We start from the raw sequence: 26,729 nt of genomic DNA, 5'->3' as shown, positions 1-26,729 counted from the left end.
TTCTATAACAGGAGCCAGCCACTTGCATTCGGCTGAACGGTTCGTGAACAACCCATAAAGCTTGCCAATTTGACGCTGTGGATCGTGCGAAACGCCACGCATCCTCAACGTGCCGACAACATCGATGACCAGCGAGGTGAAACCATGTCCAGGATGAAAGCTGTACAGGCGGAAGCAGCGGGAGGCCCATTGAAACTCGTCGAACTGGATGTTCCTCAGCCGGACGAGGGTCAGGTCCGCATCAAGGTTCAGGCGTGCGGAATTTGCCACAGTGATTCCATGACCAAGGAGGGGCTCTGGCCAGGTCTGCAATTTCCACGCGTGCCGGGACATGAAATAGCCGGCATCATCGATGCCGTCGGGACTGGCGTAGAGGGCTGGCGCGTCGGACAGCGGGTCGGTGTGGGTTGGCACGGCGGCCATTGCGGCCGGTGTGCGCGTTGTCGTCAGGGAGATTTTGTTCTTTGTGAAAAAGCACAAATACCGGGAATCAGTTACAACGGCGGTTATGCCGAATTCATGGTAGCCCCGGTAGAAGCGCTCGCCAGCATTCCCGATGACTTGTCCGATGCGGATGCAGCGCCGTTACTCTGCGCAGGGATTACCACGTACAACGCGTTGCGCAACAGCGGTGCACGTGCGGGCGACGTGGTTGCCGTGCTCGGTATCGGTGGCCTCGGGCACCTTGGCGTGCAATTCGCCCGCAAGATGGGCTTCAGGACCGTTGCTATCGCCCGCGGACAGGACAAGGCTTCCCTCGCGAAAGAACTCGGGGCTCATCACTACATCGACAGCACGACACAGAGTATTCCCGAGGAACTCAACAAGCTCGGTGGCGCGAGGGTGATTCTCGCGACGGTCACAAGTGGCAAGGCAATGAGCGCGGCAGTGGGTGGGCTGGGGCTAAACGGCAAGATGATCGTGGTCGGCGCTACACAGGAGCCCGTTGAGGTTCCGACCATCCAGTTCATCATGGGACGCAACTCGATTCAGGGTTGGCCCTCAGGAACCTCCGCCGACTCTCAGGACACGCTCGCTTTCAGCGCGCTTAGCGGCGTCAAGCCGATGATCGAGGAGTATCCGCTCGAGCGTGCAGCCGAAGCGTATGACCGGATGATGAGCGGGGCAGCGCGTTTCAGGGTGGTGCTAAAGATTGCCTGACGCCCACCCTCGACCGACGCATCCATCGGAGCCTCCTTGACGAGTAACTAATCCGCGATTCGCTTTTGTTATCGCCCCCTCCAATACTCGAATTGTTGGCGCATCGCACCGCCCGTATATTGACTGCACCATCAGCACGGACAGCAGCGATTACAACAACTTACGGGCGCGCCGCTCGGGCGGCCCACAGGAGCACGGCGATGAATCAGATCGATCTGGCGGGGCGCGTTGTCGTCATCACCGGCGGCGCACGCGGCATCGGCTACGCGGTGGCACAGCGGGCATTGAACTCGGGCGCGTCGGTCGCGTTGTGGGACATCGACGCTGAACGCCTCGCGCGCAGCCAGCGCGAGCTGGCCGAGCTGGGCAAAGTCACTGCCATTACCGTCGAGCTGACCCAGGAAGCCGCCGTCGCGCAGGCCGTCGAGCAAACCGTCGCGGATCACGGCGCGATCGACGTACTGATCAATTGCGCCGGCATCACCGGCGGCAATGGCGCGACCTGGGAACTGGAGCCGGACATCTGGCGCCGCGTGATCGATGTGAATCTGATCGGCCCATATCTGACCTGCCGCGCGGTGGTCCCGCAAATGCTCAAGCAGGGCTATGGGCGGATCGTCAATATCGCGTCGGTCGCGGGCAAGGAGGGCAACCCCAATGCTTCGCACTACAGTGCATCGAAAGCCGGCCTGATCGGCTTGACCAAGTCGCTCGGCAAAGAACTCGCGACCCGCAATATTCTCGTGAACGCGGTCACGCCCGCCGCGGCCAAGACCGAAATCTTCGATTCGATGTCGCAGCAGCACATCGACTACATGCTCTCGAAGATTCCAATGAACCGCTTCCTGCTGCCGCAAGAAGCGGCGTCGCTGATCCTGTGGCTGTCGTCCGAGGATTGCGCGTTCAGCACCGGCTCGGTGTTCGATCTGTCTGGCGGCCGGGCGACTTACTGAGCGCGTGCAGCGCAATCCGAAAGCCGCCGCGGTACCCGTAAGGACGAGACAAAACCCATCGCCCGGCCCGCCAGGCGCATTGTCGACAGCAGGTTCGACGCATCCATCACGGAGCTCTTTCATGGCCATGCCCACTATCCGGCACGTGCGTGCCTTCATCGTCCGCGGCGGCGGTGCGGACTATCACGACCAACCCGGTGGACACTGGATCGACGATCACATCGCTACGCCGATGGCGCGTTATCCCGAGTATCGGCAGAGCCGCCAGTCGTTCGGCATCAACGTGCTCGGCACGCTGGTCGTGGAGATCGAAGCGAGCGATGGCACGGTCGGCTTCGCGGTGACGACGGGCGGTGAGATCGGCGCGTTCATCGTCGAGAAACATCTCGCGCGGTTTCTGGAAGGGCAGCTTGTCACCGACATCGAGAAGATGTGGGATCAGATGTACTTCTCGACCTTGTATTACGGTCGCAAGGGCGTGGTGCTGAACACGATCTCGGGTGTCGATCTCGCGTTATGGGATCTGCTCGCGAAAGTGCGCAAGGAGCCGGTGTACCAGCTATTGGGCGGCCCGGTGCGCGACGAGCTGGTGTTCTACGCAACCGGCGCGCGGCCCGATCTCGCGAGGGAGATGGGTTTTATCGGTGGCAAGCTGCCGTTGCAACACGGCCCCGCTGAAGGCGAAGCGGGTCTGAAGCGGAATCTGGACAAGCTCGGCGACATGCGCTCAAAAGTCGGCGACGACTTCTGGCTGATGTACGACTGCTGGATGAGTCTCGACGTGCCATACGCGACGCGGCTCGCGCACGGGGCGCACGAGTACGGCCTGAAATGGATCGAGGAGTGTCTGCCGCCCGACGACTACTGGGGTTACGCCGAACTGCGCCGCAACGTGCCGCGCGGCATGATGGTGTCCACCGGCGAACATGAGGCGACGCGCTGGGGTTTTCGCCTGCTGCTGGAGATGCAGTGCTGCGATCTGATCCAGCCGGACGTTGGCTGGTGCGGCGGCATCACCGAGCTGATCAAGATCTCCGCGCTCGCCGATGCTCACAATGTGATGGTGGTGCCGCACGGGTCGTCGGTGTACAGCTATCACTTCGTCGTCACGCGCCACAACTCGCCGTTCTCCGAGTTCCTGATGATGGCGCCCAATGCCGACGAGGTCGTGCCGATGTTCACGCCGCTTCTGCTCGACGAGCCGGTGCCCGTGAATGGACGCATGAAGGTGCCGGACGCGCCGGGCTTCGGTGTGAGGCTGAATCCGGAGTGCGCATTGGTGCGGCCTTATCCCCGCTGATCGCGGATGGATTGCGCGTTATGGATTGCCGATTACCACTCGCAGTGTTGATCCAGCAAAGGAGAATGACGTGCTGCTCAAGGACAAGGTCGTGATCGTCACCGGCGGTTCGCGCGGCATCGGACGCGCGATCGCCATCGCGTGCGCCGCCGAAGGCGCGGACGTGGCGATCAACTACTGGGGCGACAACGACGCATCGTATGGACGGCGTTCCGCCGTCGCCGAAGTGGTCGGCGAGATCGAGGCGCTCGGGCGGCGCGTGATCGCGGTCGAAGGCAACGTCGCTGCGCGCGACACGGGCCACGAACTCGTGCGCCGTACCGTCGAAGCGTTCGGCAGGGTCGACGTGCTCGCCAGCAACGCCGGCATCTGTCCGTTCCATGCCTTTCTCGACATGCCGCCGGAAGTGCTGGAGTCGACCGTGGCGGTCAATCTGAACGGCGCGTTTTATGTCACGCAAGCAGCCGCGCAGCAGATGAAAAAGCAGGGCACGGGCGGCGCGATCGTCGCGACGAGTTCGATCAGCGCGCTGGTGGGCGGCGCCATGCAGACGCATTACACGCCGACCAAAGCGGGCGTGCATTCGCTGATGCAGTCGTGCGCGATCGCGTTGGGGCCGTTTGGCATTCGCTGCAACTCGGTGATGCCGGGCACTATCGCGACCGACCTGAACGCAGAAGACCTCGCCGACGAAGCAAAGAAGGCCTACTTCGAGAAGCGCATTCCGCTCGGCCGGCTGGGCCGTCCGGAAGACGTCGCCGATTGCGTGGTGTTCCTCGCCTCCGACCGTGCGCGCTACGTGACGGGCGCCGCGTTGCTGGTCGACGGCGGCCTGTTCGTCAACCTGCAGTAACGCGCGATGCCGATTTCAACTGACCGGCGCCGGCGCGATCAGCGAGTTCGCCACGCTGACGGCGTCCTCGCGTGCGAGATTGCGCGAGAAGCCGCGCAACAGCTCGATGAAGCGCAGCGCCGGTTCGGCGAGCGCTTCTTCCTTGCGCGTGAGAATGCCGAAGCCGGCCAGGCTCTTGCCGATTTCGAGCGGCAATGCGACCAGCAGCTTGCCACGCAAATGATCGCGTACCACCGACTCCGGCAGCATCGCCACCGCATCGTAATTCTCGAGCAGCTGCAGCGTCGCGAAGATCGACGCGCATTCGGTCAGGTTGACCGGCGTCGCGAGTCCCGCACGCGCGAGCTCCTCTTCGAACAGCACGCGTGCCGGACTGGTGACGGGCTGCGCGACCCACGGCCAGTCGACCAGCTCACGCAACGTGATGCGCGTGCACTGCGCGAGTGGATGCACCGAACGCACGACCAGCAGCAGGGTCTCGCGAGCGAGCGGCTCGAAACTGAAATCGTTGTGTTGCAGCGGGCTGGTCAGGCGTCCGAGCGCCAGATCCACTTCGCGGCGATGCAACAACTGGACTACCTGGTCGCTGGTTTCGCCGAGAATGCGCACATTGAGCAACGGGCTTTCGGTTTTCAGCGCGGCCACCGACATCGCCAGCAGATCGGGCGCGGCGCCCATGATCGCGCCGACGGTCAATTGTCCGTGACCGCCGCGACGTTTGACGTCGAGGTCCTCGGCGAAGCGGGTCAGCTCGGCCAGCGCGCGCCGCGCGTAAGCCAGCGTGACGACGCCGAGCGGCGTGGGCGTCATGCCGCGTGCGTTGCGCTCGAACAGCAGGAAGCCGAACGCTTCTTCGATGTCGCCGAGCATGCGGCTCGCGCTGGGTTGGGCGACGTTGACGGCTTCGGCGGCCTGGTGAAGGTTGCGGGTGTCGTCGAGTGCGACGAGCAGCGCAAGGTGCTTGAACTTGAGCCGGTTGACGAGTGCGACGGCAGCTGAGTGTTGGCTCATGGTTGCGGTGCGATTCGGTTTGTGGATCGCCCAATCCCAACAACGGATTGAGATGCTATCGACCCAGGAATTATAGTCGCATCAGACGCTTCTCCTGGAAAGCGCCCGAATACGACGGAGACCGGCCGCAATGGAAACAATCGCTTTCCGCATGGTGCTCAACCCCGGCATGCGCGAGGAATATGAACGACGTCACGCGCAGATCTGGCCCGAGCTGGTTGACGCATTGCAAAACGCGGGGGTGCGCGACTACCGGATTTTCTTCGACCCGGACTCGCATCACCTTTTCGCCATCCTGACGCGGACCAGCCAGCACACCATGGACGAATTGCCGAAGCTCGACGTGATGCGCAAATGGTGGGATTACATGGCCGACATCATGCAGACCGCGCCGGACCATACGCCGCTTCAGCAAGCGCTCGAACCGGTCTTTCATTTGAATACGATGAGCTGACGGTTCAGTGTTGCACGTCAGCGGACCTCGAAGTGACCTTCACCCAACGGAGAGTGTTGCATGCAGGTTGTCGATTCGCATATCCATCTGTGGGACCTGAAAACGCATCGCTACCCATGGCTGGAGAATCCGGGCGTATCGTTCGTCGGCGATGCACGCGAACTGAAGCACGACTACCTGCTCGACGATCTGCTGCGCGAAGCCGGCGAGATCGAGGTGCTGAAGCTGGTGCATGTCGAAGCGAATCACGATCCCGCCGATCCGGTCGAAGAGACGCGCTGGCTGCAGTCGATCGCTGAGCGCGACGAATCGCGTGGCATGCCGAACGCGATCGTCGCCGCGGTGGATCTGTCCGCGCCGAATGCCCCCGCGTTGCTCGAAGCGCACGCGTCGTTCGCCAATACGCGCGGCATCCGCCAGATTCTCAACGTGCACGACAACAAGCTGTACGACTACGTTGGCCGGCACTTCATGCGTGAGCCGCAATGGCGCGAACACTTCGCGTTGCTGCGCCGTTATGACCTGTCGTTCGATCTGCAACTGTATCCGTCACAGATGGAAGAAGCGGCCGCGCTCGCACGCGCGCATGGCGAGACGCTCTTCATCGTCAACCATGCCGGCATGTTCGTGGATCGCAGCAGCGTGGCCGGCTATCGCACGTGGCGCGAGGGCATGCGAACGCTCGCGGGGTGCCGCAACGTCGCCGTGAAGATCAGTGGACTCGCGATGTTCGATCATCACTGGACCGTTGAAAGCCTGCGGCCATACGTGCTCGAAACCATCGATACGTTCGGCGTCGAGCGCGCCATGTTCGCGTCGAACTTTCCGGTCGACCGGCTGTTCGGCTCGTACACGGACCTGTGGCGCGCGTATGCGTCGATCGTCGACGGCGCGAGTGATGCCGAGAAAGACGCGCTGTTTCGCCGTAACGCAGAGCGTTGTTACCGCATCTGAGGCATCTGAGGCATCCTCGAACGCGAATAACGAAGGAGACAGGCAGTGCAGCAATCGACATCCGCTGTGCCGAGGCTCGAACTACGGCACGCGAGCAAATCATTCGGCCGGGTCCGCGCGCTATCCGACGGCGACCTCGCGCTGTGGCCGGGCGAAGTGCATGCGCTGCTCGGCGAGAACGGCGCGGGCAAGTCGACGCTCGTGAAGATTCTCGCCGGCGTGCACCAGCCCGATAGCGGCGAGCTGCTGGTCGACGGTGCGCCACGCCGTTTCGCGACGCCCGCCGAAGCGCGCGACGCCGGACTCGCGGTCATCTATCAGGAGCCGACGCTGTTCTTCGACCTGTCGATCGCGGAGAACATCTTCATGGGACGGCAGCCAGTCGACCGGATCGGCCGCATTCAATACGACGCGATGCGCCGCGAAGTGGATGGCTTGCTGGCTTCGCTCGGCGTCGATCTGCGTGCGGATCAACTGGTGCGCGGGCTGTCGATCGCCGATCAGCAGGTGATCGAAATCGCCAAGGCGTTGTCGTTGAATGCCAACATCCTGATCATGGACGAACCCACCGCCGCGCTGTCGCTGCCCGAGGTGGAGCGGCTCTTCGCGATCGTGCGCAAGCTGCGCGAGCGCGACGTAGCGATTCTGTTCATCACGCACCGGCTCGACGAAGTATTCGCGCTGACACAGCGCGTGACGATCATGCGCGACGGCGCCAAAGTGTTCGACGCACCGACCGCCGATCTGAGCACCGAGTCGATCGTCGCGAAGATGGTCGGCCGCGATCTGGAGACGTTCTATCCGAAGGCCGACCGTCCGCCGGGCGAAGTGCGTCTATCGGTGCGCGGCCTGACGCGCGTCGGCGTATTCAAGGACATCTCGTTCGACGTGCGCGCCGGCGAGATCGTCGCGCTGGCCGGCCTCGTCGGCGCGGGGCGCAGTGAAGTCGCACGGGCGATCTTCGGCATCGATCCGCTCGACGCGGGCGAAGTGTGGCTCGGCGGCCAGCGCCTGACGACGGGCCGGCCCGCCGCCGCGGTGCGCGCCGGCCTCGCGCTGGTGCCGGAAGACCGGCGCCAGCAGGGGCTCGCGCTGGAGCTGAGCATTGCCCGCAATGCGTCGATGACGGTGCTCGGGCGGCTCGTCAGACACGGCCTGATCTCGACGCGCAGCGAGACGCAGCTCGCCAATCAGTGGGGCACGCGACTGCGCCTGAAAGCGGGCGATCCCGACGCGCCGGTCGGCACGCTATCGGGCGGCAACCAGCAGAAGGTCGTGCTTGGCAAATGGCTGGCCACCGGCCCAAAAGTGTTGATCATTGACGAACCCACGCGCGGCATCGACGTCGGCGCGAAAGCCGAGGTGTATAGCGCGCTGGCCGAACTGGTGCGCGACGGCATGGCGGTGCTGATGATTTCGAGCGAGTTGCCGGAAGTGCTCGGCATGGCCGACCGCGTGCTGGTGATGCACGAGGGACGTATTAGCGCGGATATTGCGCGCGCCGAAGCCGACGAGGAACGCATCATGGCGGCTGCGCTCGGTCAGCCGCTGCCACCGTTGGGGGCCGCCGCATGATGCGCCATTCCTCGACCCATCCCGCACCGGTTCAGCCGCCGCTTACGAAGCGCTCCGCCAGCACGCCGGGCGGCTTCGTCGCGAGCATCGCGAAGAGCCGCGAAACCACGCTGTTCGTCGTGCTGATTCTCTTGATCGCGGGCACCGGCCTCGCGAAGCCGCAGTTCCTGAATCTGCAGAACCTGCGCGACGTGTTGCTGAACGTGTCGATCATCAGTCTGCTGACGGCCGGCATGACGGTCGTGATCCTGATGCGGCATATCGATCTGTCGGTCGGCTCGACGGTCGGCATCAGCGCGTATGCGGTCGGCAGCCTGTTCGTCGCGTTTCCGCATATGCCGGTGCTGGTCGCGCTGGCGGCAGGCCTCGCGATCGGTCTCGTCGCGGGCGGCATCAATGCGTTGCTGGTCGCGGTGGGGCGCGTGCCGTCGCTGGTGGCGACGCTCTCCACGCTGTACATCTTTCGCGGCGCGGACTACGCGTGGGTGCACGGTGGCCAGATCAACGCGACCAGTTTGCCCGATGCGTATTCGCGTCTCGCGACCGGCACGCTGTTCGGCATACCGACGCTCGCGCTGATCGCGATCGTCGTGCTGGCCGGTCTCGCCGTGTACCTGAAGCAGTTTCGCGGTGGCCGCGAACACTACGCGATCGGCTCGAATCCGGAGGCGGCGCGGCTTGCCGGCGTGAACGTCGAGCGTCGCGTGATGTCGGGCTTCCTGCTGTCCGGCGCGATTGCCGGCTTCGCGGGCGCGTTGTGGCTGGCCCGTTTCGGCACCGTCGACGCCAGCACCGCGAAGGGCATCGAACTGCAGGTCGTGGCGGCGGCAGTGGTCGGCAGTGTTGCGATCACGGGCGGGGTCGGCACGATTCTCGGCGCCACCCTCGGCGCGCTCGTGCTCGGTGTGATCAGCATCGCGCTGGTGGTGCTGCATGTGTCGCCGTTCTGGGAACAGGCGATCCAGGGGGCGCTGATCGTCGCCGCGATCACCGCCGATACCTTGCTGGCCCGCTCCGTCGCCAAACGCATGATGAGGAAACGCGATCATGGCTAAACCCGATTCCGCGCTGCTGACGCGCAAACGCGAAACGCCGTTGCAATGGGAAGTGTTGCTGGTGATCGTGCTGGTCGTGTCGATCGCGCTCGGACGGTGGCTCTCGCCGGTGTTTCTCACGGGCGCGAATCTGAGCAACGTACTGGCCGATCTGACTGAGATCGCGTTGATGGCACTGCCGATGACGCTGATTATCGTCGCCGCCGAAATCGACCTGTCGGTCGCGTCGGTGCTGGGGGCATCCAGCGCGTTGATGGGCGTGCTGTGGCACCTTGGCCTGCCGATGCCGGTCGTGATCGTGCTCGTGCTGATTGCCGGCGCACTCGCCGGGCTGTTGAACGGACTGGTGATCGTCAAACTCAATCTGCCGTCGCTCGCGGTCACGATCGGCACGCTGGCGCTGTTTCGCGGCCTCGCCTATGTGCTGCTCGGCGATCAGGCCGTGGCCGATTTCCCGGCGGGTTATACGGCGTTCGGCATGGACACGGTCGGCGCGAGTTTCATTCCGCTGCCGTTTGTGATCGTGATCGTCGGCGCGGTGCTGTTCACCGTGCTGCTGCAGTCCACCGCGTTCGGCCGCAGCCTCTATGCGATCGGCGCGAATCCGACCGCCGCCGCGTTCTCGGGCATCGAAGTGGCGAAGATCCGGCTACGTCTGTTCGTATTGTCTGGCGCGATGAGTGCACTGGCGGGCGTCGTCTATACGCTGCGCTTCACCAGTGCGCGCGGCGACAACGGCGAGGGCTTCGAATTGTCGGTGATCGCCGCGGTGCTGTTCGGCGGTGTGAGTATTTTCGGCGGACGCGGCTCGATGATCGGCGTGCTGCTGTCGCTGCTGATCATCGGTGTGCTGAAAAATGCGCTGACGCTCGACGACGTGTCCAGCGAAACGCTCACCATCGTCACCGGCGTGCTGCTGCTGGCATCGGTGCTGATACCGAACCTGGTGGCCCGCTGGCGCGCGGCGCGCGACCGGCGTTTCATCGCGAAGTCCGCGGCTCCTTCTTCATAACGCTGTCCTGATGCTATCTGCGAAGCGCAATTCCAACGACCGACATATCACCGCTCGATAACCCGGACGACACCACGTCCAACCACAACGCAGGAGACACTTCATGTTCAAACCTCTACGTCACACCGGCACGGCTGCGCTGTGCGCCGCGTTGATCGCGATCAGTTGCGCCGCATCGGCCGCGGACCTGAAAAGCGGCCTGAAGATCGCATTCGTGCCGAAGCAGATCAACAACCCCTATGAGGTGATCGCCGACGACGGCGGCCTTGCCGCGATCAAGGAGTTCGGCGGCGTGGGCAAGGTGGTGGGACCGTCGGACGCGGGCGCGTCGTCACAGGTGCAATACATCAATACGCTGATCACGCAGCGCCAGGACGCGATCGTGATCGCCGCGAACGACGCCAATGCGCTGGTGCCGTATCTGAAGAAAGCGATGGGCCAGGGTATCAAGGTCGTGACCTTCGACTCGGACACGGCACCCGAGGGCCGGCAACTGTTCGTCAATCAGGCGAACGCGGAAGGCATCGGCCGTGGCCAAGTGCAACTGGTGTCGAAACTGATGGGCGGCGAGGGCGAATTCGCGGTGCTGTCGGCCACGCCGAACGCGACCAACCAGAACACATGGATCAAGTGGATGCAGGAGGAATTGAAGAAGCCGGAGTATGCGAAGATCAAGCTCGTGAAGATCGCCTACGGTAACGACGACGATCAGAAGTCCTTCGTCGAAACGCAAGGCTTGTTGCAGGCGTATCCGAATCTGAAGGCGATCGTCGCGCCGACCACGGTCGGCATTGCTGCGGCCGCGCGCTATATTTCGTCGTCGTCGAGCAAGGGTAAGGTGGTCGTGACCGGGCTCGGCACGCCGAACCAGATGCGCGCGTTCGTGAAGAACGGCACCGTGAAGGCATTCCAGTTGTGGGATCCGAACCAGCTCGGCTACCTCGCGGGGTATGCGGCTGGGGCGCTGGCGTCGGGCAAGATCACTGGTAAGGAGGGCGAATCATTCGACGCCGGCAAGCTCGGCAAGCGTACGATCGGGCCGCAAGGCGAAATCATTCTCGGACCGCCGACCACGTTCGACGCGAGCAATATCGATAACTTCAACTTCTAGTCAGTTGCGTGGCTGGAGGCAGTCGCTCGTGTGACGGCATGATGCGCGCGGCGCGGCGAGTATGAAGTAACGAGGCGACGAAGCGACGAAGCGACGAGGCGCGGCGTGGCGTGGCGTGGCATCAGCCATCCGCCTCGCCGCGCCGTGTCGTCACCGCCGGATCGAAAAACGCCGCGCATAAGCGGCCGATGCCGTGCCGCTTCCCCACACCTCGCCGTCGATCAGCACCTTCGTCACATCCTCGCCAGGCACCGCCACGTTCACGCGTGCGGCCGCATCGCGATACAACTGCGTCTGATTGATCCGCGCCGCGATCTGCGCGTAGTCCTCGCGCGCGTCGATCATCCCCCAGCGCTCGAACTGCGTGAGAAACCACGCGCCTTCGAACGGATGCGGATAGTTGGCCGCGCCGTCGTCGAAAAAACGCACGGGCGGGTTGCGCGGCGCTGTCATGGCAAGCCCGGCGGTCTCGCTGGCGCCAGCACCGAGGCGCGCCGCGATCAGCGCCTCATCGATGCCGATGTAGTCGGGCCGCGCAAGCCAGCGCGCGATCTCCTCGCGGTGCCCCGCACCGTCGAGCCAGCGGCATGCCTCGAGCATCGTCTGCACCAGCGCGCGGGTCGCGTTCGGGTTCGCATCGACGAAATCGCGCCGGCAGGCCAGCACCTTCTCGGGATGGTCAGGCCACACGTCGCCCGTATAAGCGATCGTCCGTCCGACCCCCTGAGCTTCGGCCATCGCGTTCCACGGTTCGCCGACACACAGGCCGTCGAGCTTGTCCTCGGCGAGCGCGGCGACCATCTGCGGCGGCGGAATCACGACGCTTTCAGTCGCCCGCAATGGATCGACGCCCTGCGACGCGAGCCAGTAGTACAGCCACATCGCGTGCGTGCCGGTGGGGAAGGTCTGCGCGAATACCGGTTTGCGGCCGAGCGTCGCCAGCGCCTTGGGCAGCGAGCCCTGTTCGGCGAGTGCATCGGCGAGGCGGTTCGACAGCGTAATCGCCTGGCCGTTGCGGTTGAGCACCATCAGCACGGCCATGTCCGTGCTCGGCGCAGCCAGACCGAGTTGCACACCGTAGACGAGGCCATAGAGCGCGTGGGCCGCATCGAGATCGCCGCAGAGCAGCTTGTCGCGCACGGCGGCCCACGACGGCTGCCGGCATAGCTCGAGCGTCAGGCCATGGGCGTGGCCGAATTCGAGCAGCTTCGCGGCGACCAGCGGCGCGGCGTCCGACAGCGCGACGAAGCCGAGCCGCAAATGGGTCTTTTCGAGCTGCCCCGAGGAGGACGACGCGTCGATGCGAGTGGAAGTGTTCATGAGCGGCGCTTCATTTGTGCGTGTCGGCTAATGCGATGACCGCGCGCGCGACTTCGACGAGTTTCACGCCCTGGTTCATCGCGCGTTTGCGCAGGTTCGCGTAGGCGGCGTGTTCGGTGATCTTTTGCTGATCCATCAGCAGGCGTTTGGCGCGATCGATCAGCTTGCGTTCGGCGAGCTCGTTCTCGACCTGCGCAAGGCGTTCGCGCAACTGCGATTCCTGTGCGAAACGCGCGAGCGCGACTTCGAGGATCGGTGCGAGCCGCTCGGTCGCGAGACCTTCGACGAGATAGGCGGTGACGCCCGCGCCGACCGCGTCGCGAATCAACTGCTGATTGTCGTCGTGGCTGAACATCAGCACCGGACGCGGCGCGGTCGCGTTCATCACCGCGAGCTGTTCGAGCGTATCGCGCGACGGCGATTCCGTATCGATGATGATGACGTCGGGCCGCTCGTTCTGCACCACGCGATGCAGCGCCTGCGGCGTCGCCGTGCCGGCCAGCATTTCATAGCCGAGCCGGGCGAGGGCGTCGCGCAGATCGCCGATCGGCTTGTCGGTATCGGTGACGAGGAGAACACGCAGCATGGGGGAAGATTTATCGACGACTGACTACTGTTGAAGCAACAGATATGCCAGGCGACGCGCGCAGCAGCGACCATAACGCAATCACGGACTTACCGATGAGGCCGGCCATCGCCATTGCACCCTCACGGGGCACGCAAGGCTGATGCACCGAAGCGGCGCATGCCGGCGGCGCTCACTGGGCCGGTGCCAGTGCGCGTAGCTGCGCGCTGTGCGCGTGGCACGCTGCGCAGAGTGCCAGCGCGGCCAGGTTTCGAGAGCGAACTGGTGATCGAGGCGACCCGCAAGCAGCGTTGCTGGCGATGCGTGAGCATCTGCCGGAACCAGAGCAGCGGCTGGCCGAGCGGGTGCGCAAAAGCGCCACTGCGCAGGATCTCGGCACGGTGTTCAGGCGATAGGGAAGAAGCGGGGGGCGATTGGTGATGCGGCTAACAGTGCACTGGCTGTGGCGCGCAACCGGCCGTGCTCGACGGGCCGTGCTCAACCGCTCGCGGGCGAGACTTCATGTATGCACTCATGCGACGCCGCAGCGCGCCGCTCGGGCTCGAGTCAACGATTCAAGCCGGAGAAGGCGCGCGAAATGCTTGGCATAAAGTGCAACCCGATTTGCAATGAGTCACGCCAGGACCGCGCCGCGCGGTCGGCGTGGCGCTGGTGTCAGCGGCGACGGACCGGCGGCGTAGTGGTGCGGGCAGCACCGCCGCCCGCGCGCTCGTCTTTATGACGGAAATTGATCCGGCCTTTGGTCAGGTCGTAGACCGACAGTTCCAGCGTGACGCGGTCGCCCGCGAGAATACGGATGTGGTTCTTGCGCATGCGTCCGGATGCGTAAGCGCCGACCACGACGCCGTTGTCGAGCGTCACGCGGTAACGGCTATCCGGGAGTACTTCGTCGACGATACCGTCAAGTTCAAGCAGTTCTTCTTTCGCCATGCATGGCTCCTGGTCGAGGGATAAGTGAGAGGTCGCCGGCGAGGCCGGACGACACTACATCTGGATACGGTTGACAGCGGGTGGTTGGACCCGCTGTGTCGCTGCATCAGCCAAAGCGCTGACAGCGCCGCTCAAAGATCGGCGACCGATTGGCCGTCCACATGGCCGTCGATCAGTCGCTCGGCGTGAGCCATGCACGCAATGCGCGCCTTGCCCATGCCGTCGAACGGAAACAGATACTGCAGACGGAACACCCGGCCGTCGGCCGCCGCATTGGCGCCCATGCGGCAAATGCGCACCGACGCGTCGTAGCCGGCACCCGGATCGCGGCTCGTCTGGCCATCCGCCGGACGGCGCGGATAGACGAGCGGGTGAATTTCATAACCCTTGTACGTTTTGACAGCTGAATTCATGAAGCACGTGTCCTGTATTACGTGGCCGACATGTCACGCGTGTTACGCGCGCCAAGACAGGCCGGGCAGCGCCGCACCCAAGGGCGCGCCGCCATGGAAAAAAGGTTGGCACAGGCCCGATGGCAAGGGCTTGAGCGCGGCCGCGCAAAATCGCGGATTCGATGGAGAAGAATCACGCTGAAGTCGCGCAGACCTCGGGCGTGTAAAGCTGAACCACTCAGCTGTGCAACTCGCGACGGCGAATGCATGCGGCGCATTGCCGGAGTGACGGGAGCGCCCGACGGGCGGCGCTCGAACAGTCGGGGGTGGTGCGGAGAAGCCGGTTTGAGACTGCCTGGTGATGCCGGTATTGCGAATGCGGGATACAGCTATTTCAATATGATGCCTTAAATGGGCCTGGTTGGATAGCAAAAACTTCCACGCGTGCGCAAAACGCCCAGCCGGCGGGGCTTTGCGGGCAATGACGAGGTGCCGGCGACGGGGCGCGAATAAGCGGCGCGTCGGATGCGGATCGCGCGATGGCGGCGCGGGCGCGGGTCGTCGGGTCGAGCGAGGTTGTTAGCGGGAGATGTCGACGACGCGCTTCTGCAATTCGCGCGACGCCGCCAGCGGAATGCGGGCGTCGTCCCAACTCGCCAGCCATTCGACCTCTTTCGACGTGAAGATCTGTCCGTGATTGCGCAGCGCGTATTACAGCGAATCGACGATGTGGTTGCGGATGATTTCCGGCGTGTGTTCGTCGTCGAGCGCGGCGCGCAACGCTTCGAGCGTGGCCATCTGTTGCTCCGTGAGATAGAGGTTTCTCTTATCGCACGAAAAAAATTGCATCGCCACGCGGACAAAAATCGGCAGCGAGGGTGCGCGTGCGCTGGCTCTGACTGCTACCGTTGCAGCGGCTTTTCGCAAGTGCGGCCAGCAGCGCGGTCGCGGCGACAGGACAGGGTGGCTACAATGGCGTTCGTCGCGCGAGGCCCGGTTGGGTGCGGGCGGCCAAAGTCGCTGCGTCCCGCCGGCTCTCGTCGGCGCGCCGCATCCTTCGAACACTGCGATTTCCCATGCGCAACACCAACGTGTCTCCTGTGAAAGACCTGCTGCTGGAGCGTTATGCTCCGATCGCCGACGGCATCGCCGCGCTCCTCTATCCGTGCGCCGAAGTGGTGATTCACGACTTGCGCGATCAGACCATCGCGTACCTGGTGAACAATCTGTCGAAGCTCGAAGTCGGCGGCCCGTCGGTGCTGGACGAGGCACACTACGCGGCGCGCGGCCAGACCATCGGACCGTACGAGAAGCTCAACTGGGACGGCCGGCGCATGCGCTGCGTGAGCAACATCCTGTTCGACGATGCCGGCAAGCCCGCCGGCATGCTGTGCATCAACTTCAATATCGCGGTGTTCGAGGATGTGCGCTCGACGCTCGATCTGTTCATCAAGGGCGGCAGCCTGACGGACGCGCCCGCAGACGACCTGTTCCGCGACGACTGGCAGGACCGCATCAACACGTACCTGCATACGTGGCTGCGTGAACGGCAGCTCGGGATCAATGCGCTCACGCGCGAACACAAGCGGGAAATCGTCGAGGCGCTGCATGCGCAGGGCGCGTTTCGCGGCCGCAGCTCCGCGAACTATGTGGCGGCTGTGTTGACGATGGGGCGCGCGACCGTCTACAAGATCCTGAAGCAGATGAAAGAGAGCAGCTAACGCTGCGAAGCAAGCCCCCTTGGAGGGCGCCCTGAAGGAAGCCCGCCGCGGGCGCCGCGAAGCAAGTCCCTTGAGGAGACGCCCCGACGGAAGTCCCCTTGGGGGACGCCTCGAGGGAAGCCTCTTGAAGAGACGCCGCGAAGGAAACCCACTTGACGGGCGGTTCAACCATCGCCGCGCCGAAGCGCTACGGGCTTCAATCTGCTCAACGATTTAAGGAGAGTAACAATGGTGCGTTACCGGCACTACAAAGGCGGTATTTACGAACTGGTTTGCGAAGCGACGCTCGAGTCCGATCCAACGATCACGATGATCGTCTACAAGGCCAGCAATGGTACGATCTGGACGCGTCCCGCTGCGATATTTTTCGAGCTGGTCGAACACGAAGGCGTCAAGGTGCCGCGCTTCGCACCGCTATAAGCTCACACCGCTATAACCTCGCACCGCTATAAGCCCACACGGACATAACCTCACACCGACATAACCCGGCGCGGGCGTTCAGTTCACGCGAACGCGCGGCCATGCACGACGAACAGGACACCCGAATGCGTTTATTGCTTGCCATCTTTCTGCCGTGGTTTCAATTCTTCACGATCGGCCGTCCGTTCGCGGGCATCATCTGCCTGATCCTGCAGATCACGGTGATCGGCTGGATTCCGGCCGCAATCTGGTCGGTGTATGCATTGAGCCAGTACAACACGGATAAAAAAATCTCCCGCGCGCTGGACAACAGGCGCTAAGGCCCAAGGCTCGCGATCCGCGTGGCGCGTGCGGCTCGACGCACCGCGAGTCAACTGGTCATCGTGACGGCGGCAAGCCGATTGCGTCGGGCGCTTCGATCACAAGGTCGGTTTCCGCAATCGCCACGCACGGCAGGATATAACCCTGCGTTTTTTCTTCCCGGCTGAGCCCTGGCCACTCGATCGTGTAGCGCACACGTCCGGCTGTCATCTTGCAGATGCAGGTGCGGCATGTGCCGTTGCGGCACGAGCGCGGCAAACGCAGATTCGCAAAGCCGGCGGCTTCCAGGATGGTCAGCGAATCGGGCGCCTCGAAGCTCTGGCCAAGCGGCTCGACGCGAGCGAGTGGCGGGCGGGTAGGGGCGGACATCGTGTGCGTGGTTAAAGAATTGCGCCACACTTTACACGGGATGCGCGCCGCGACCCGCATGACCCCCGCATGTCCCCTTCAATGCGTTGTGCCGCCGCGCCGCAAATAACGGTACACGGTATTGCGCGACAGTCCCAACTCGCGCGCCGCCGCCGACACATTGCCGTCGAGCCGCGCGAGCGTTTGCGCGATCAGCGCGGCCTGCCAGTCTTCCATCCGCGCCGGCGTCTCGTGGGCAGACGCATGCGCCGCGCTGCGCCGATCATCGTCGTTGTCCGCATCGGCTGGTTGCGCTTGCGCGATGGCATCAGCCGCCGCATCGATGCAGTCCTGCCAGAAGTCGTCCGGCAAATCCTCGACGTCGATCTCCTGCGCGCCTTCGGCCATGATGCTCGCGGTGCGCAGTACGTTGGCGAGTTGCCGCAGATTGCCCGGCCAGCGGCATTGCGCAAACCGCTCGAGCACGGTGGCCGACACGCGCCGCGGCAAGCGTTCGCCATCCGGCTGCAAGGCCAGCATGCGCGTGATGAGCGCGGCAAGATCGGTGCGCTCGCGCAGCGCCGGCAAGGTCACGACGAGCCCGTTGATCCGGTAATACAGATCTTCGCGGAAGGTGCCCGCTTCGATCATCGCGCGCAGGTTGCGGTGGGTCGCGCAGACGATGCGCAAATCGACCGGAAGCGCCCGCGTCCCGCCGAGCGGCACGACGGTGCGCTCCTGCAGCACGCGCATCAGCCGCACTTGCTGCGCGAGCGGCATATCGCCGATCTCGTCGAGAAACAGCGTGCCGCCGTCGGCTTGCACAATCTTGCCGACGCTGCCGCGTTTTTTCGCGCCGGTGAATGCGCCGTCCTCGTAACCGAACAGCTCCGCTTCGATCAGCGTGTCGGGCAACGACGCGCAATTCACCGCGACGAACGGCGCGGCCCGCCGCGGCGAATCGTGATGGATCGCGCGTGCGAGCCACTCCTTGCCGGTGCCGGTTTTGCCGAGCACGAGAATTGGAATATCGCGGCCGCGCAGTTTGGCGACTCGCCGCAGGATCGCCGCGACTTGCGCGTCGCCGGTGTCGAGCGTCTCGAGGGTGGCGAGCGGCGCAGGCTCGGCGGCGCGTGGCGCATGACGGGGGCCGCCGCAGAGCGGCACGCGCGACGTGCCGGCGAAGTCTTCCGCAAGAGCGACGTAACGCGGCGCGGCATAGTCGCCGCGCGCCACCACCCGTACGCCGCTGGGCAGCGTCAATACGATGCTTTCGCCGGGCGCGCGTGCGATCTGCTGCAATAGCTGCGCGAAGGGCACGCCGAACAGCGCGTCGAACGGTTGCCGTTGCAGCCCGGCGAGCGGCTTGCCGAACTGGAACAGCGCGCTGCGATTGGCCGCCAGAAACGTGCCGTCCGGTGCGAACGCCGCGAGCCCTTCGAACAGCGTGCCAATGAATTCCGCGTGCGCATGAAAGTGCACGCGGATCGCGTCGGCGAACTGATTGGAGAACAGATGATTTTCGATCATCTGCGCCGACATCCTCACTAGCGCGAGCGTGTGCTTATGGAAGCCGCGTGTGTCGCCGCTTACATCGAGCGCGCCGATGGTGCGCCCGAACGGGTCCGCAATCGGTGCGCATGAGCAGGTAAGAATCCGGTTCGCGTGCAGAAAGTGCTCATCCGCATGCACGACGGTCGGCTGTGCGTCGACCAGCGCGGTGCCGATCGCGTTGGTTCCGCGATCCGCCTCGGCCCATGACACGCCCGGACACAACGCGACGCGATTGGCTTTCTCGACGAAGTCGCTGTCGCCGAGACTGTGCAGGATCACGCCGTGATCGTCGGTGAGCAGCACCATGCTTTGGGTGTCGACGATCTGCGCGTGCAGCGTCTCCATCACGGGCAGCGCATGCGTATACAGCGATTGGTTGCGCTCGACCAGCTCGCGCAGCGCGAGCCGGCGCAGCGGTTGAAAGTCCGGCGTCTCCGACGCGCGCAGACCGATGTCGAGGGAGCGCGCGTGAGCTTGCGCGATGACATCGGGCCGACCGAGGCGGGCCGGCATGGCAGAGCGATGGGTCAAGGCATGTCTCCGGTGATCGGACGCGCGGCGGGTACCTTGCCCACCGTTCAATGCCGCAGCGCAACATGCGCGCTTGCGGCCGAACACCGATCTTACAGGACGATGCGCGCCGCGGTCGGCAGCGAAAACACGGAGCCGATACCCGCCATGCGCACCAACACAGCGCGCCAAACTCCGGATTTGCGCACGCTGAAAGGTAAACTTGCGCCGCGCCCGAACTCGTCTAAAGTGAATCAATTCACCTCGCAGCGTGCGAACTACGACTGCATCGCGGCGCGGTGACGGGCCCGCGTCGTCAGCATTGGACAAGGAGGAGGGAGCTGCTGGCGCGATCAGATGCAACCGGCGCGCGCACTACCCAGCCATACCCCGCGCGGCACCAACCATGCAGGTGACTCCCATGCAGATCCTATTCCCCAATGAAACTCCTGAATATTCAGGTCGCGAACTCACCTTGGCGTTCCCGGCGGTGGTCGATGGGCAGAGGGTGGAATGCATGATCACGGCGGAGGCACTGGAAGATCACTTCGGCGCCGCATCCCCGCGTCTGGAGGACATGGTTCGTGCATTCGACGAGCACCGCGCACGGATCGAGGCCGCCACGCGCCGTCTGCTGTCGGAGACGCAGGCGCAATGCCTCGTGCTCAGGAGCGGCTACGTGCGGTTCTATGAGGCGAACTGGCGCAACTGACTGAAACCGCTTGCGGCGTTCGCCACCTCGCGAACGCCCGGGTGACAGTCAAGGCCGCGCGACAACCACAGGTTCTGCAAACTGCGCGCGGCGCTTACCGTTCAAGCGTGCCGCCGCCGTGGGTGCCGCTGTCGTCACGAGCGCGCGTGCAGGCGTTTTTTCGGGCGTTGCAGCCCAATCCGTGCCCGAAATCGCGCGCTCGAATCTGCGCGATACGGTTGGTCACGTCCCCACTGCGCCTATTCGCTGCCGAGGTAGAAGTAGCGGAACAGGAAAATCGCCGCGATGACCCACACCACCAACTTGACCTTGCGCGCCTGGCCGGTCAGCAGCTTCAGCCCGGCATACGAGATGAAGCCGAACGCAACGCCATTGGCGATCGAATAGGTGAACGGCATCAGCAGCGCGGTCAGCGCGGCCGGCACGACTTCGGTGGCGTCGTGCCACGGCAGGTCGAGCATTTCGCGCAGCATCAGGCACGACACGTACAGCAGCGCCGGCGCGGTTGCGTAGCCGGGCACCACGCCCGCCAGCGGCGCGAAGAACAGCGCCGCGAGGAACAGCACGGCGACCGTCAGCGCGGTGACGCCGGTGCGTCCCCCTGCCTGCACGCCCGACGCGCTTTCGATGTACGCGGTGGTCGACGAGGTGCCCAGCAGCGAGCCGGCCAGAATCGCGGTGCTGTCGGCGAGCAGCGCGCGGTTCAGGCGGTGCATCTTGCCTTCGACCAGCAGCCCGGCGCGATTGGCCACGCCCATCAGCGTGCCGGTCGCATCGAACAGCTCGACGAGGAAGAACACCAGCACCACGTTCAGCACGCCGGTGGACAGCGCGGCGCGAATGTCGAGCTGGAACAGCGTCGGCGCAATCGACGGCGGCATGGAGACGACGCCATGGAACTGGTTGCCGCCGAAGAAAAAGCTCAGCACGGTCACCCCGACGATGCCGATCAGGATCGCGCCGCGCACCCGCAGGTAGTCGAGCGTGACGATCGCGAAGAAGCCGATGATTGCGAGCACCACGTGCGCGTCGTGCAGATTGCCGAGCGTGACGAGCGTGGCCGGATTGCCGACCACCACGCCGGCCGACTTCAGCGAAATGATCGCGAGGAACAGGCCGATACCGCCGGTGATGGCAATGCGCAGTGAATGCGGAATCCCCTTGACGATCACTTCACGCACGCGAAACAGCGTGACGATCAGGAACAGGCAGCCGGAGATGAACACCGCGCCGAGCGCGGCCTGCCAGGTGAAGCCGAGGCCCTTCACGACGGTGTACGCGAAGTACGCGTTCAGGCCCATGCCGGGCGCGAGCGCGATCGGGTAGTTCGCATACAGGCCCATGATCAGCGAGGCCAGCGCGGCCACGATGCAGGTCGCGACGAACACGGCGTCCTTCGGCATGCCGGCGTCGCCGAGAATCGCCGGGTTGACGAAGATGATGTAGGCCATCGTCAGGAAGGTGGTCATGCCGGCGAGCACTTCGGTGCGCAGATCGGTGCCGGCGGCGTCGAAGCCGAAGTAGCGTTTTATCGAGTCCATGAGGCGGGTTTCTCGTCGTTCAGAAAGCGTTTCTTGTGGTTGAGGCTGAGGCAGGCGAGCTCGGGCGGCCGGGCGGGCCGTTGCGCGCGCCGCGGTGCTACGGGCGGATTGTAATCACGAATGGCGGGCGCACGCCGTGCCGGGTGGCCGAATCGGGCTGTCGAGGCGCATCAGGCCGGTGGTTCGTCTGTCGAGTGTGGCGTCGGCGCATCAGCGCGTGGCGTTTGCCGCGCCAGCCAGCGATCCAGTTCCCCCGCAAAACTCTTGCCGTCGCGCGGGCTGAAGGCGGGCGGCCCGCCCGTGTCGACGCCGCTGCTGCGCAGCTGGTCGAGCATCGCGCGCATGCGCAGCCGCTCCTCGATCGTGTCGGGGCTGTACCAGTTGCCGCGCGGGTCGAGCGCCTGCGCGTGCTTCGCGAGGACGGCCGCGGCGAGCGGGATGTCGGCGGTGATGACGAGGTCGCCCGCGGCGACGCGCTCGGCGATCAGGTCGTCGGCGGCGTCGAAGCCGGCCGGCACCTGGATCGCGCGGATCAGCGGCGACGGCGGCACGCGCAGGAACGCGTTGGCGACCAGCGTCAGCGACATGCCGGTGCGGCGCGCGGCGCGATACAGCATGTCCTTGATTACGACCGGACAGGCGTCCGCGTCAACCCAGATTGGCATCGTTCGGATTCCGGCTGCGGGGGTGTCGAAGGGGCGCAATGATACCTTGCCGGCGCGCGCAGTGCAGCGGCAAGCGCATCGCAGAGGGTGGGGCAGCAGCGTAACAGCCGGGCGGCATGCGCAGCCTCATATGCCCGCGACCGTTGCGATAGCGGGCAGTCCGGCATGCCATGGGTGACGGATGCACGCGCTACTGCGTCGTCGTCTGACCGGCGTGCTGCGCACGCCGCTCCGCGACGATGCGGCCCGCGCGTTGCGCATTTTCCGGATAGTTGATCCAGTCGAGCGGGTCGTAGCCCGCGTCGAGCCATTCGATCAGGTCGGCCCTGACCTGGGCGCGCGTTTTCGGCGCCGACGGATCGTTGGGCTGCGCGAAGGACTGCGCCAACGCGGTGCCGATGCTCACGGCGGCCAATAGCGCGCCGAGTCCAACTCGAGAAAGCATGTTCATGATGAGCTCCCAGGGAGCGGTTAACAACGAAGAAGCAACGAAGAAGCAACGAAGAAGCAACGAAGCAACGAAGCAACGAAGGCCGGCATTCTGGCTTTCAGCCGTCTTGCGAGCAAGACGATGGGCGGCAATGCACCATTTCGTCAGCGCCGCCAACGCCCGTCCCACCCGGTTCATGGCGCCGATGGTTTGCTGAAGCGGTCCAGCACCGCGCTCAGCAGATCGATCGGCAGCGGAAACACAATCGTCGAATTCTTGTCGGCGGCAATCGTCGTGAGCGTTTGCAGGTAACGCAACTGCATCGCCTGCGGCTGCCGCGCGAGTGTCTGCGCCGCTTCCAGCAGATGCTGCGAAGCCTGCAATTCGCCTTCCGCGTGAATCACCTTGGCGCGCCGCTCGCGCTCGGCTTCAGCCTGACGGGCGATCGCGCGGATCATGGTTTCGTTGATGTCCACGTGCTTGATTTCGACGATCGACACCTTGATGCCCCACGCGTCGGTCTGTGCATCGAGCACTTTCTGGATGTCGGTGTTCAGTTGCTCGCGTTCGGCCAGCAGTTCGTCGAGTTCGTGTTTGCCGAGCACCGCGCGCAGCGTCGTCTGCGACAGCTGGCTGGTCGCCTCGAAGTAGCGCGCCACCTGAATCACCGCCTTCTCCGGATCGACCACGCGGAAATACACCACTGCGTTGACCTTGACGGACACGTTGTCGCGCGTGATGACGTCCTGCGGCGGCACGTCGAACACGACGGTGCGCAGATCGATGCGCACCACCTGCTGCACGATCGGGATGATCAGCACGAGGCCCGGTCCCTTGACCTTCCAGAAGCGCCCGAGCATGAACACGACGCCCCGTTCGTACTCCCTGAAAATCCGCACCGACGACGCAATCAGCGCGGCGGCCAGCAGGATCAGAATGCTGGTGAAGCCGAATGTGAAACCGATCATGAACGTTCTCCCTGGATTGGTTCGGTGGGCGCGACGGGCACCACGGTCAGCGTCAGTCCGCGCCGCGCGGTGACGCGCACTGACTGGCCCGCCGCGACCGGCGCCGTGCTGGACACCCGCCAGCGCTCACCCTGCACGCGTGCCCAGCCGGCCGGCGCGCCGCCCGTCGTGGGGTCCCCGGGCGCGAGACCGCCGTCGAGCACCACCCCGACGCAGCCGATCAGCCCTTCCGAACCGGTCACCACAGGCCTGCGTCGCGCGCGCAGCGCGAGCCTCGACACCCCGAGCACGAACACCACGCTGAACACGACGACGGCGGCGATCAGCGACAGGGGGATGCCGTAGCCGGGCACGTCGGTGTCCATCAGCATCAACGCGCCGACCACGAACGCGACCACGCCGCCGAAGCCGAGCGAGCCGAAGGTCGGCAGGAACGCCTCGCCGATCAGGAACGCGATGCCGAGAAAGATCAGGCCGAGGCCGACGTAGCTGACCGGCAGCATCTGCATCGCGAACAGGCCGATCAGCAGACTGATCGCGCCCACCACGCCGGGCAGCACGAAGCCGGGATTGGCGAATTCGAAAAACAGGCCATACATGCCGAGCATCAGCAGGAGCAGCGCGACGCTGGGATCGGTGATCACTGCGAGGAAACGGCTGCGCCAGTCGGGTTCGAGCGTGATGAGTGGCGCGTGCGCGGTGTGCAGCGTGATGTTGCCGGTGATGGTGGCGATGGTACGGCCGTCCACCTGGCGCAGCAGATCGGGCACGTCGCGCGCAACCACGTCGACCACGTGCTGCGCGAGCGCGTCCTGAGCCGACAGGCTGACGGCTTCGCGGACCGCGCGCTCGGCCCAGTCGATATTGCGCCCGCGCATTTGCGCGAGGCCGCGGATGTAGGCGGCGGCGTCGTGGACCTGCTTGCGCATTTCGGTCGATTGGCTGTCGAGCGGCAAGGCACCGCTCGCCGCAGTGGCCGGCGCGGACGCCGGTGGGTTCGATGCAGCAGTGCCGGTTGCAGGATTGGCGCCCGGCATCCCGGGCGTACCCGGCATCCCTGGTGTTGCCGGGTTTGTTGGCGTTGCTGGCGTCCCGCCGCCGCCAGGCGGCTCGGCCCCGCCGATTCCCACCTGGATCGGCGTCGCCGCGCCGAGGTTGGTGCCCGGCGCCATCGCCGCGATATGGCTGGCGTAGACGATATAAGTTCCGGCACTCGCCGCGCGTGCGCCGCTCGGCGCGATGAAGGTGGCAACCGGCACCGGCGAGCCGAGAATTGCCTTGATGATCTGCCGCATCGACGTGTCCAGCCCGCCTGGCGTATCGAGCTGCAGCACCGCGAGCTGCGCGCGTTCGTCGGCGGCGCGCCGCAGGCTGCGCGCGATGAAGTCCGCGCTGGCCGGACCGATCGCGCCGTTCACCGGAATCACCACGACGCTGTTCGGTACCGCTGCCCGCAGCGGCGGCGCGAATTCGCACCACGCGAATCCGCACGCCAACAGCACCCCGAGCGCGACGATGCCGCGCATCAACCGGCCCACGATCACGCCACGGATAAGCGGCATGCGCGAACCAGACCGCCGGAACGGGAGACGTGGATACGTGCTCATCGCTGATGGCCGCCGCGCCCGGTCGACGGGCATCGACCAGCGCGGGCCGATATCCCAAAGAAGGCTGGCCTGCCGCTTACAGCTTAGTCCGATTCCGTGCGGCGCGTGAGTTCCGCCCGCGCCGGCCGGTAGTCGGTCGGCCGCATGCCGGTCCACTTGCGAAACGCGCGATGAAACGCGCTCGGCTCGGCAAAGCCCACCGCGCTGGCGATGTCCGCAATCGTGCGAGCGGTGCCTTGCAACTCGCCGATCGCGATGTCGCGCCGCAAGTCGTCCTTGATCGACTGGTACGTATAGCCTTCGTGTTTCAAATGCCGTCGCATCGTGGCTTCGGCGACGTGCAGGCGGGCGGCCATCTGATCGGCGGCGGGCCAGCCGGCCATCGGCAGCGCGCGCAGCGTCTTGCGCACGCGCGCCGCGAGCGAGCCCGCATTGCGATACTTGACGATGAAGCTGCCCGGTGCGTCGCGCAGGAATGGCCTGGCTGAGCGCGTGGTCTGGACTACCGGCAATTCGAGAAAGGCCGGCGCGAGATCGACGTACGACTCGGCTGCGTCGAATCTCATCTGATCGCAGAACATCAGCCGGTATTCGTGCACAGCGGGCGGCTCGGCGCAGCGAAAGCGCGCTTCGAGCAACGGAATGCGCCGCCCGACCAGCCAGCACACCAGGCCGTACACGAGGATGAAGTAGGTCGCGTAGGCGAACATGGCCGGTGCCGGCGCGCCGTCGCGTTCGACGAATCTGAGCCGCACGCGCTGCGCGTCGGTCTCGATGCGCACGCCGAGATCGTCGAGCACCAGCCGCATGAAGCCGACCGCACGCGCCAGCGCCTGCGCGCCGTTGCGCGCGCTCAACGCGGTTTGCGTCATGGCGATGAAGCTGCCGCATTTCATGCGATGCGAATCCTGGCCGAAGAACTCGTCGTCGAGCGCACGCGCAATCGCGACCCACAGCGCGCCGTACTGCGCCGACGACACCCGGCTCTTCGGCGACGCGAGCATCGGCGCGGCGATGCCGGCGGCTTCCGCGAGCGGCAGCGCATCGAGGCCGCGCGAGCGCGCGAGCGCGAGGGTTTCCTCGACCAGACTGACGGAGATAGTGCCCTTGTCGTTTTTCATGCGCGGGTGGCCTGGCTGGCAAAAGCGCTCAACATGTTTGCTGGGATGGTCCGGCGGGCCGGCGAAATGGCGGCCTGCGCAGCACCGCATGGTATCAGCATGGCAAAAGCGCTCAGCCAGAATGATCGCGCTGAGCATCGAACC

The 26,729-nt window shown here is 64.9% G+C and carries 28 protein-coding genes and 1 pseudogene; 15 read left to right on the top strand and 14 right to left on the bottom strand.

The features are described 5' to 3' along the window. The first annotated feature begins 144 nt into the window (after window positions 1–144). From BN2475_RS27240 to lra1, 4 genes are all read left to right on the top strand, one after another. A complete protein-coding gene (locus BN2475_RS27240; RefSeq protein ID WP_094782575.1) occupies window positions 145–1,161 on the top strand; it encodes an alcohol dehydrogenase in 1,017 nt (338 codons plus the stop codon). 200 nt (window positions 1,162–1,361) lie between these two features. Then, window positions 1,362–2,114, top strand: coding sequence for an SDR family NAD(P)-dependent oxidoreductase (locus BN2475_RS27235; protein ID WP_094782559.1), 753 nt, complete (start codon window positions 1,362–1,364; stop codon window positions 2,112–2,114). A gap of 121 nt (window positions 2,115–2,235) precedes the next feature. After that, a complete protein-coding gene (rhmD, locus tag BN2475_RS27230; RefSeq protein ID WP_094782558.1) occupies window positions 2,236–3,414 on the top strand; it encodes an L-rhamnonate dehydratase in 1,179 nt (392 codons plus the stop codon). A gap of 70 nt (window positions 3,415–3,484) precedes the next feature. Beyond that, on the top strand, window positions 3,485–4,267 hold the full coding sequence (gene lra1 / locus BN2475_RS27225; protein ID WP_094782557.1) for an L-rhamnose 1-dehydrogenase Lra1: 783 nt from the start codon (window positions 3,485–3,487) through the stop codon (window positions 4,265–4,267). 15 nt (window positions 4,268–4,282) lie between these two features. On the opposite strand, the gene BN2475_RS27220 is transcribed toward lra1, so the two are convergent. Continuing rightward, on the bottom strand, window positions 4,283–5,278 hold the full coding sequence (locus BN2475_RS27220; protein WP_094782556.1) for a LysR family transcriptional regulator: 996 nt from the start codon (window positions 5,276–5,278) through the stop codon (window positions 4,283–4,285). 130 nt (window positions 5,279–5,408) lie between these two features. On the opposite strand from BN2475_RS27220, the gene rhaM reads away from it, so the two are divergent. The 6 genes from rhaM (at window position 5,409) to rhaS (ending at window position 11,439) form a co-directional block, all read left to right on the top strand. After that, window positions 5,409–5,732: an L-rhamnose mutarotase gene (gene rhaM, locus BN2475_RS27215; protein ID WP_094782555.1), complete on the top strand. Its 324-nt coding sequence runs from the start codon at window positions 5,409–5,411 to the stop codon at window positions 5,730–5,732. 60 nt (window positions 5,733–5,792) lie between these two features. Further along, a complete protein-coding gene (locus tag BN2475_RS27210) occupies window positions 5,793–6,686 on the top strand; it encodes an amidohydrolase family protein (protein ID WP_094782554.1) in 894 nt (297 codons plus the stop codon). Window positions 6,687–6,731: 45 nt separating this feature from the next. Continuing rightward, window positions 6,732–8,261, top strand: a complete 1,530-nt coding sequence (locus tag BN2475_RS27205; RefSeq protein WP_094782553.1) for a sugar ABC transporter ATP-binding protein — start codon at window positions 6,732–6,734, stop codon at window positions 8,259–8,261. Further along, on the top strand, window positions 8,258–9,316 hold the full coding sequence (locus BN2475_RS27200; protein WP_094782552.1) for an ABC transporter permease: 1,059 nt from the start codon (window positions 8,258–8,260) through the stop codon (window positions 9,314–9,316). Before BN2475_RS27205 ends, BN2475_RS27200 begins: the two co-directional genes overlap by 4 nt. Further along, window positions 9,309–10,328, top strand: coding sequence for an ABC transporter permease (locus BN2475_RS27195; protein ID WP_094782551.1), 1,020 nt, complete (start codon window positions 9,309–9,311; stop codon window positions 10,326–10,328). The genes BN2475_RS27200 and BN2475_RS27195 overlap by 8 nt, the downstream gene beginning before the upstream one ends. Before the next feature lie 103 nt (window positions 10,329–10,431). Then, window positions 10,432–11,439 (top strand): rhamnose ABC transporter substrate-binding protein, encoded by a 1,008-nt coding sequence (gene rhaS, locus BN2475_RS27190; protein WP_094782550.1) that lies wholly within the window; start codon window positions 10,432–10,434, stop codon window positions 11,437–11,439. A gap of 150 nt (window positions 11,440–11,589) precedes the next feature. Here the strand turns inward: rhaS and BN2475_RS27185 are convergent, their stop codons facing one another. The 5 genes and pseudogenes from BN2475_RS27185 to BN2475_RS27165 all read right to left on the bottom strand — a co-directional run bounded on the left by BN2475_RS27185 (window position 11,590) and on the right by BN2475_RS27165 (window position 15,465). Continuing rightward, entirely contained in the window at window positions 11,590–12,759 is a 1,170-nt protein-coding gene (locus BN2475_RS27185; RefSeq protein WP_094782549.1) for a CmpA/NrtA family ABC transporter substrate-binding protein, read from the bottom strand. A gap of 10 nt (window positions 12,760–12,769) precedes the next feature. Next, window positions 12,770–13,345, bottom strand: a complete 576-nt coding sequence (locus tag BN2475_RS27180) for an ANTAR domain-containing response regulator (RefSeq protein WP_094782548.1) — start codon at window positions 13,343–13,345, stop codon at window positions 12,770–12,772. Window positions 13,346–13,999: 654 nt separating this feature from the next. Further along, on the bottom strand, window positions 14,000–14,275 hold the full coding sequence (infA, locus tag BN2475_RS27175) for a translation initiation factor IF-1 (RefSeq protein WP_094782547.1): 276 nt from the start codon (window positions 14,273–14,275) through the stop codon (window positions 14,000–14,002). 131 nt (window positions 14,276–14,406) lie between these two features. Then, the gene (locus tag BN2475_RS27170) at window positions 14,407–14,688 is read right to left on the bottom strand and encodes a hypothetical protein (protein WP_094782546.1); all 282 of its coding nucleotides are present in this window, start codon (window positions 14,686–14,688) and stop codon (window positions 14,407–14,409) included. A gap of 558 nt (window positions 14,689–15,246) precedes the next feature. Then, a pseudogene (locus BN2475_RS27165) lies at window positions 15,247–15,465 on the bottom strand (hypothetical protein). A 278-nt stretch (window positions 15,466–15,743) separates the two neighbouring features. Between BN2475_RS27165 and BN2475_RS27160 the strand changes: the two are divergent. The 3 genes from BN2475_RS27160 to BN2475_RS27150 all read left to right on the top strand — a co-directional run bounded on the left by BN2475_RS27160 (window position 15,744) and on the right by BN2475_RS27150 (window position 17,128). Continuing rightward, on the top strand, window positions 15,744–16,388 hold the full coding sequence (locus BN2475_RS27160; protein WP_094782545.1) for a helix-turn-helix transcriptional regulator: 645 nt from the start codon (window positions 15,744–15,746) through the stop codon (window positions 16,386–16,388). Between the two features lie 228 nt (window positions 16,389–16,616). After that, on the top strand, window positions 16,617–16,808 hold the full coding sequence (locus BN2475_RS27155) for a DUF1653 domain-containing protein (RefSeq protein ID WP_094782544.1): 192 nt from the start codon (window positions 16,617–16,619) through the stop codon (window positions 16,806–16,808). A gap of 125 nt (window positions 16,809–16,933) precedes the next feature. Beyond that, complete coding sequence (locus BN2475_RS27150) at window positions 16,934–17,128, top strand: YqaE/Pmp3 family membrane protein (protein ID WP_094782574.1); 195 nt, start codon at window positions 16,934–16,936, stop codon at window positions 17,126–17,128. 58 nt (window positions 17,129–17,186) lie between these two features. Here BN2475_RS27150 and BN2475_RS27145 read toward each other — a convergent pair whose 3' ends face one another. After that, window positions 17,187–17,498 carry a 2Fe-2S iron-sulfur cluster-binding protein gene (locus tag BN2475_RS27145; RefSeq protein ID WP_094782543.1) on the bottom strand — a complete coding sequence of 104 codons (312 nt, stop codon included), beginning with the start codon at window positions 17,496–17,498 and terminating at the stop codon, window positions 17,187–17,189. A 78-nt stretch (window positions 17,499–17,576) separates the two neighbouring features. Further along, window positions 17,577–19,562: a sigma-54-dependent Fis family transcriptional regulator gene (locus BN2475_RS27140; RefSeq protein WP_094782542.1), complete on the bottom strand. Its 1,986-nt coding sequence runs from the start codon at window positions 19,560–19,562 to the stop codon at window positions 17,577–17,579. Window positions 19,563–19,565: 3 nt separating this feature from the next. On the opposite strand from BN2475_RS27140, the gene BN2475_RS33900 reads away from it, so the two are divergent. Together BN2475_RS33900 and BN2475_RS27130 are read left to right on the top strand one after the other, a co-directional pair. After that, a complete protein-coding gene (locus BN2475_RS33900; RefSeq protein WP_143325919.1) occupies window positions 19,566–19,844 on the top strand; it encodes a hypothetical protein in 279 nt (92 codons plus the stop codon). 118 nt (window positions 19,845–19,962) lie between these two features. Further along, window positions 19,963–20,253: a DUF1488 family protein gene (locus tag BN2475_RS27130; RefSeq protein WP_094782540.1), complete on the top strand. Its 291-nt coding sequence runs from the start codon at window positions 19,963–19,965 to the stop codon at window positions 20,251–20,253. A gap of 239 nt (window positions 20,254–20,492) precedes the next feature. On the opposite strand, the gene BN2475_RS27125 is transcribed toward BN2475_RS27130, so the two are convergent. From BN2475_RS27125 to BN2475_RS27100, 6 genes are all read right to left on the bottom strand, one after another. After that, the gene (locus BN2475_RS27125) at window positions 20,493–21,794 is read right to left on the bottom strand and encodes an NCS2 family permease (RefSeq protein WP_094782539.1); all 1,302 of its coding nucleotides are present in this window, start codon (window positions 21,792–21,794) and stop codon (window positions 20,493–20,495) included. 170 nt (window positions 21,795–21,964) lie between these two features. Continuing rightward, window positions 21,965–22,459 carry a YaiI/YqxD family protein gene (locus BN2475_RS27120; RefSeq protein WP_094782538.1) on the bottom strand — a complete coding sequence of 165 codons (495 nt, stop codon included), beginning with the start codon at window positions 22,457–22,459 and terminating at the stop codon, window positions 21,965–21,967. Window positions 22,460–22,649: 190 nt separating this feature from the next. Continuing rightward, window positions 22,650–22,910, bottom strand: coding sequence for a DUF4148 domain-containing protein (locus BN2475_RS27115; protein ID WP_094782537.1), 261 nt, complete (start codon window positions 22,908–22,910; stop codon window positions 22,650–22,652). Between the two features lie 173 nt (window positions 22,911–23,083). After that, complete coding sequence (locus tag BN2475_RS27110) at window positions 23,084–23,857, bottom strand: slipin family protein (protein WP_094782536.1); 774 nt, start codon at window positions 23,855–23,857, stop codon at window positions 23,084–23,086. Beyond that, complete coding sequence (locus BN2475_RS27105) at window positions 23,854–25,464, bottom strand: NfeD family protein (RefSeq protein WP_094782535.1); 1,611 nt, start codon at window positions 25,462–25,464, stop codon at window positions 23,854–23,856. Before BN2475_RS27105 ends, BN2475_RS27110 begins: the two co-directional genes overlap by 4 nt. 83 nt (window positions 25,465–25,547) lie before the next feature. Further along, the gene (locus BN2475_RS27100; RefSeq protein ID WP_094782534.1) at window positions 25,548–26,585 is read right to left on the bottom strand and encodes an AraC family transcriptional regulator; all 1,038 of its coding nucleotides are present in this window, start codon (window positions 26,583–26,585) and stop codon (window positions 25,548–25,550) included. Window positions 26,586–26,729: the final 144 nt, after the last annotated feature.

The organism is Paraburkholderia ribeironis, from assembly GCF_900019265.1.
Lineage (GTDB): Bacteria > Pseudomonadota > Gammaproteobacteria > Burkholderiales > Burkholderiaceae > Paraburkholderia > Paraburkholderia ribeironis.
The sequence above is the reverse complement of the archived record's forward strand: the minus strand, read 5'-3'. Positions and strand labels throughout refer to the sequence as shown.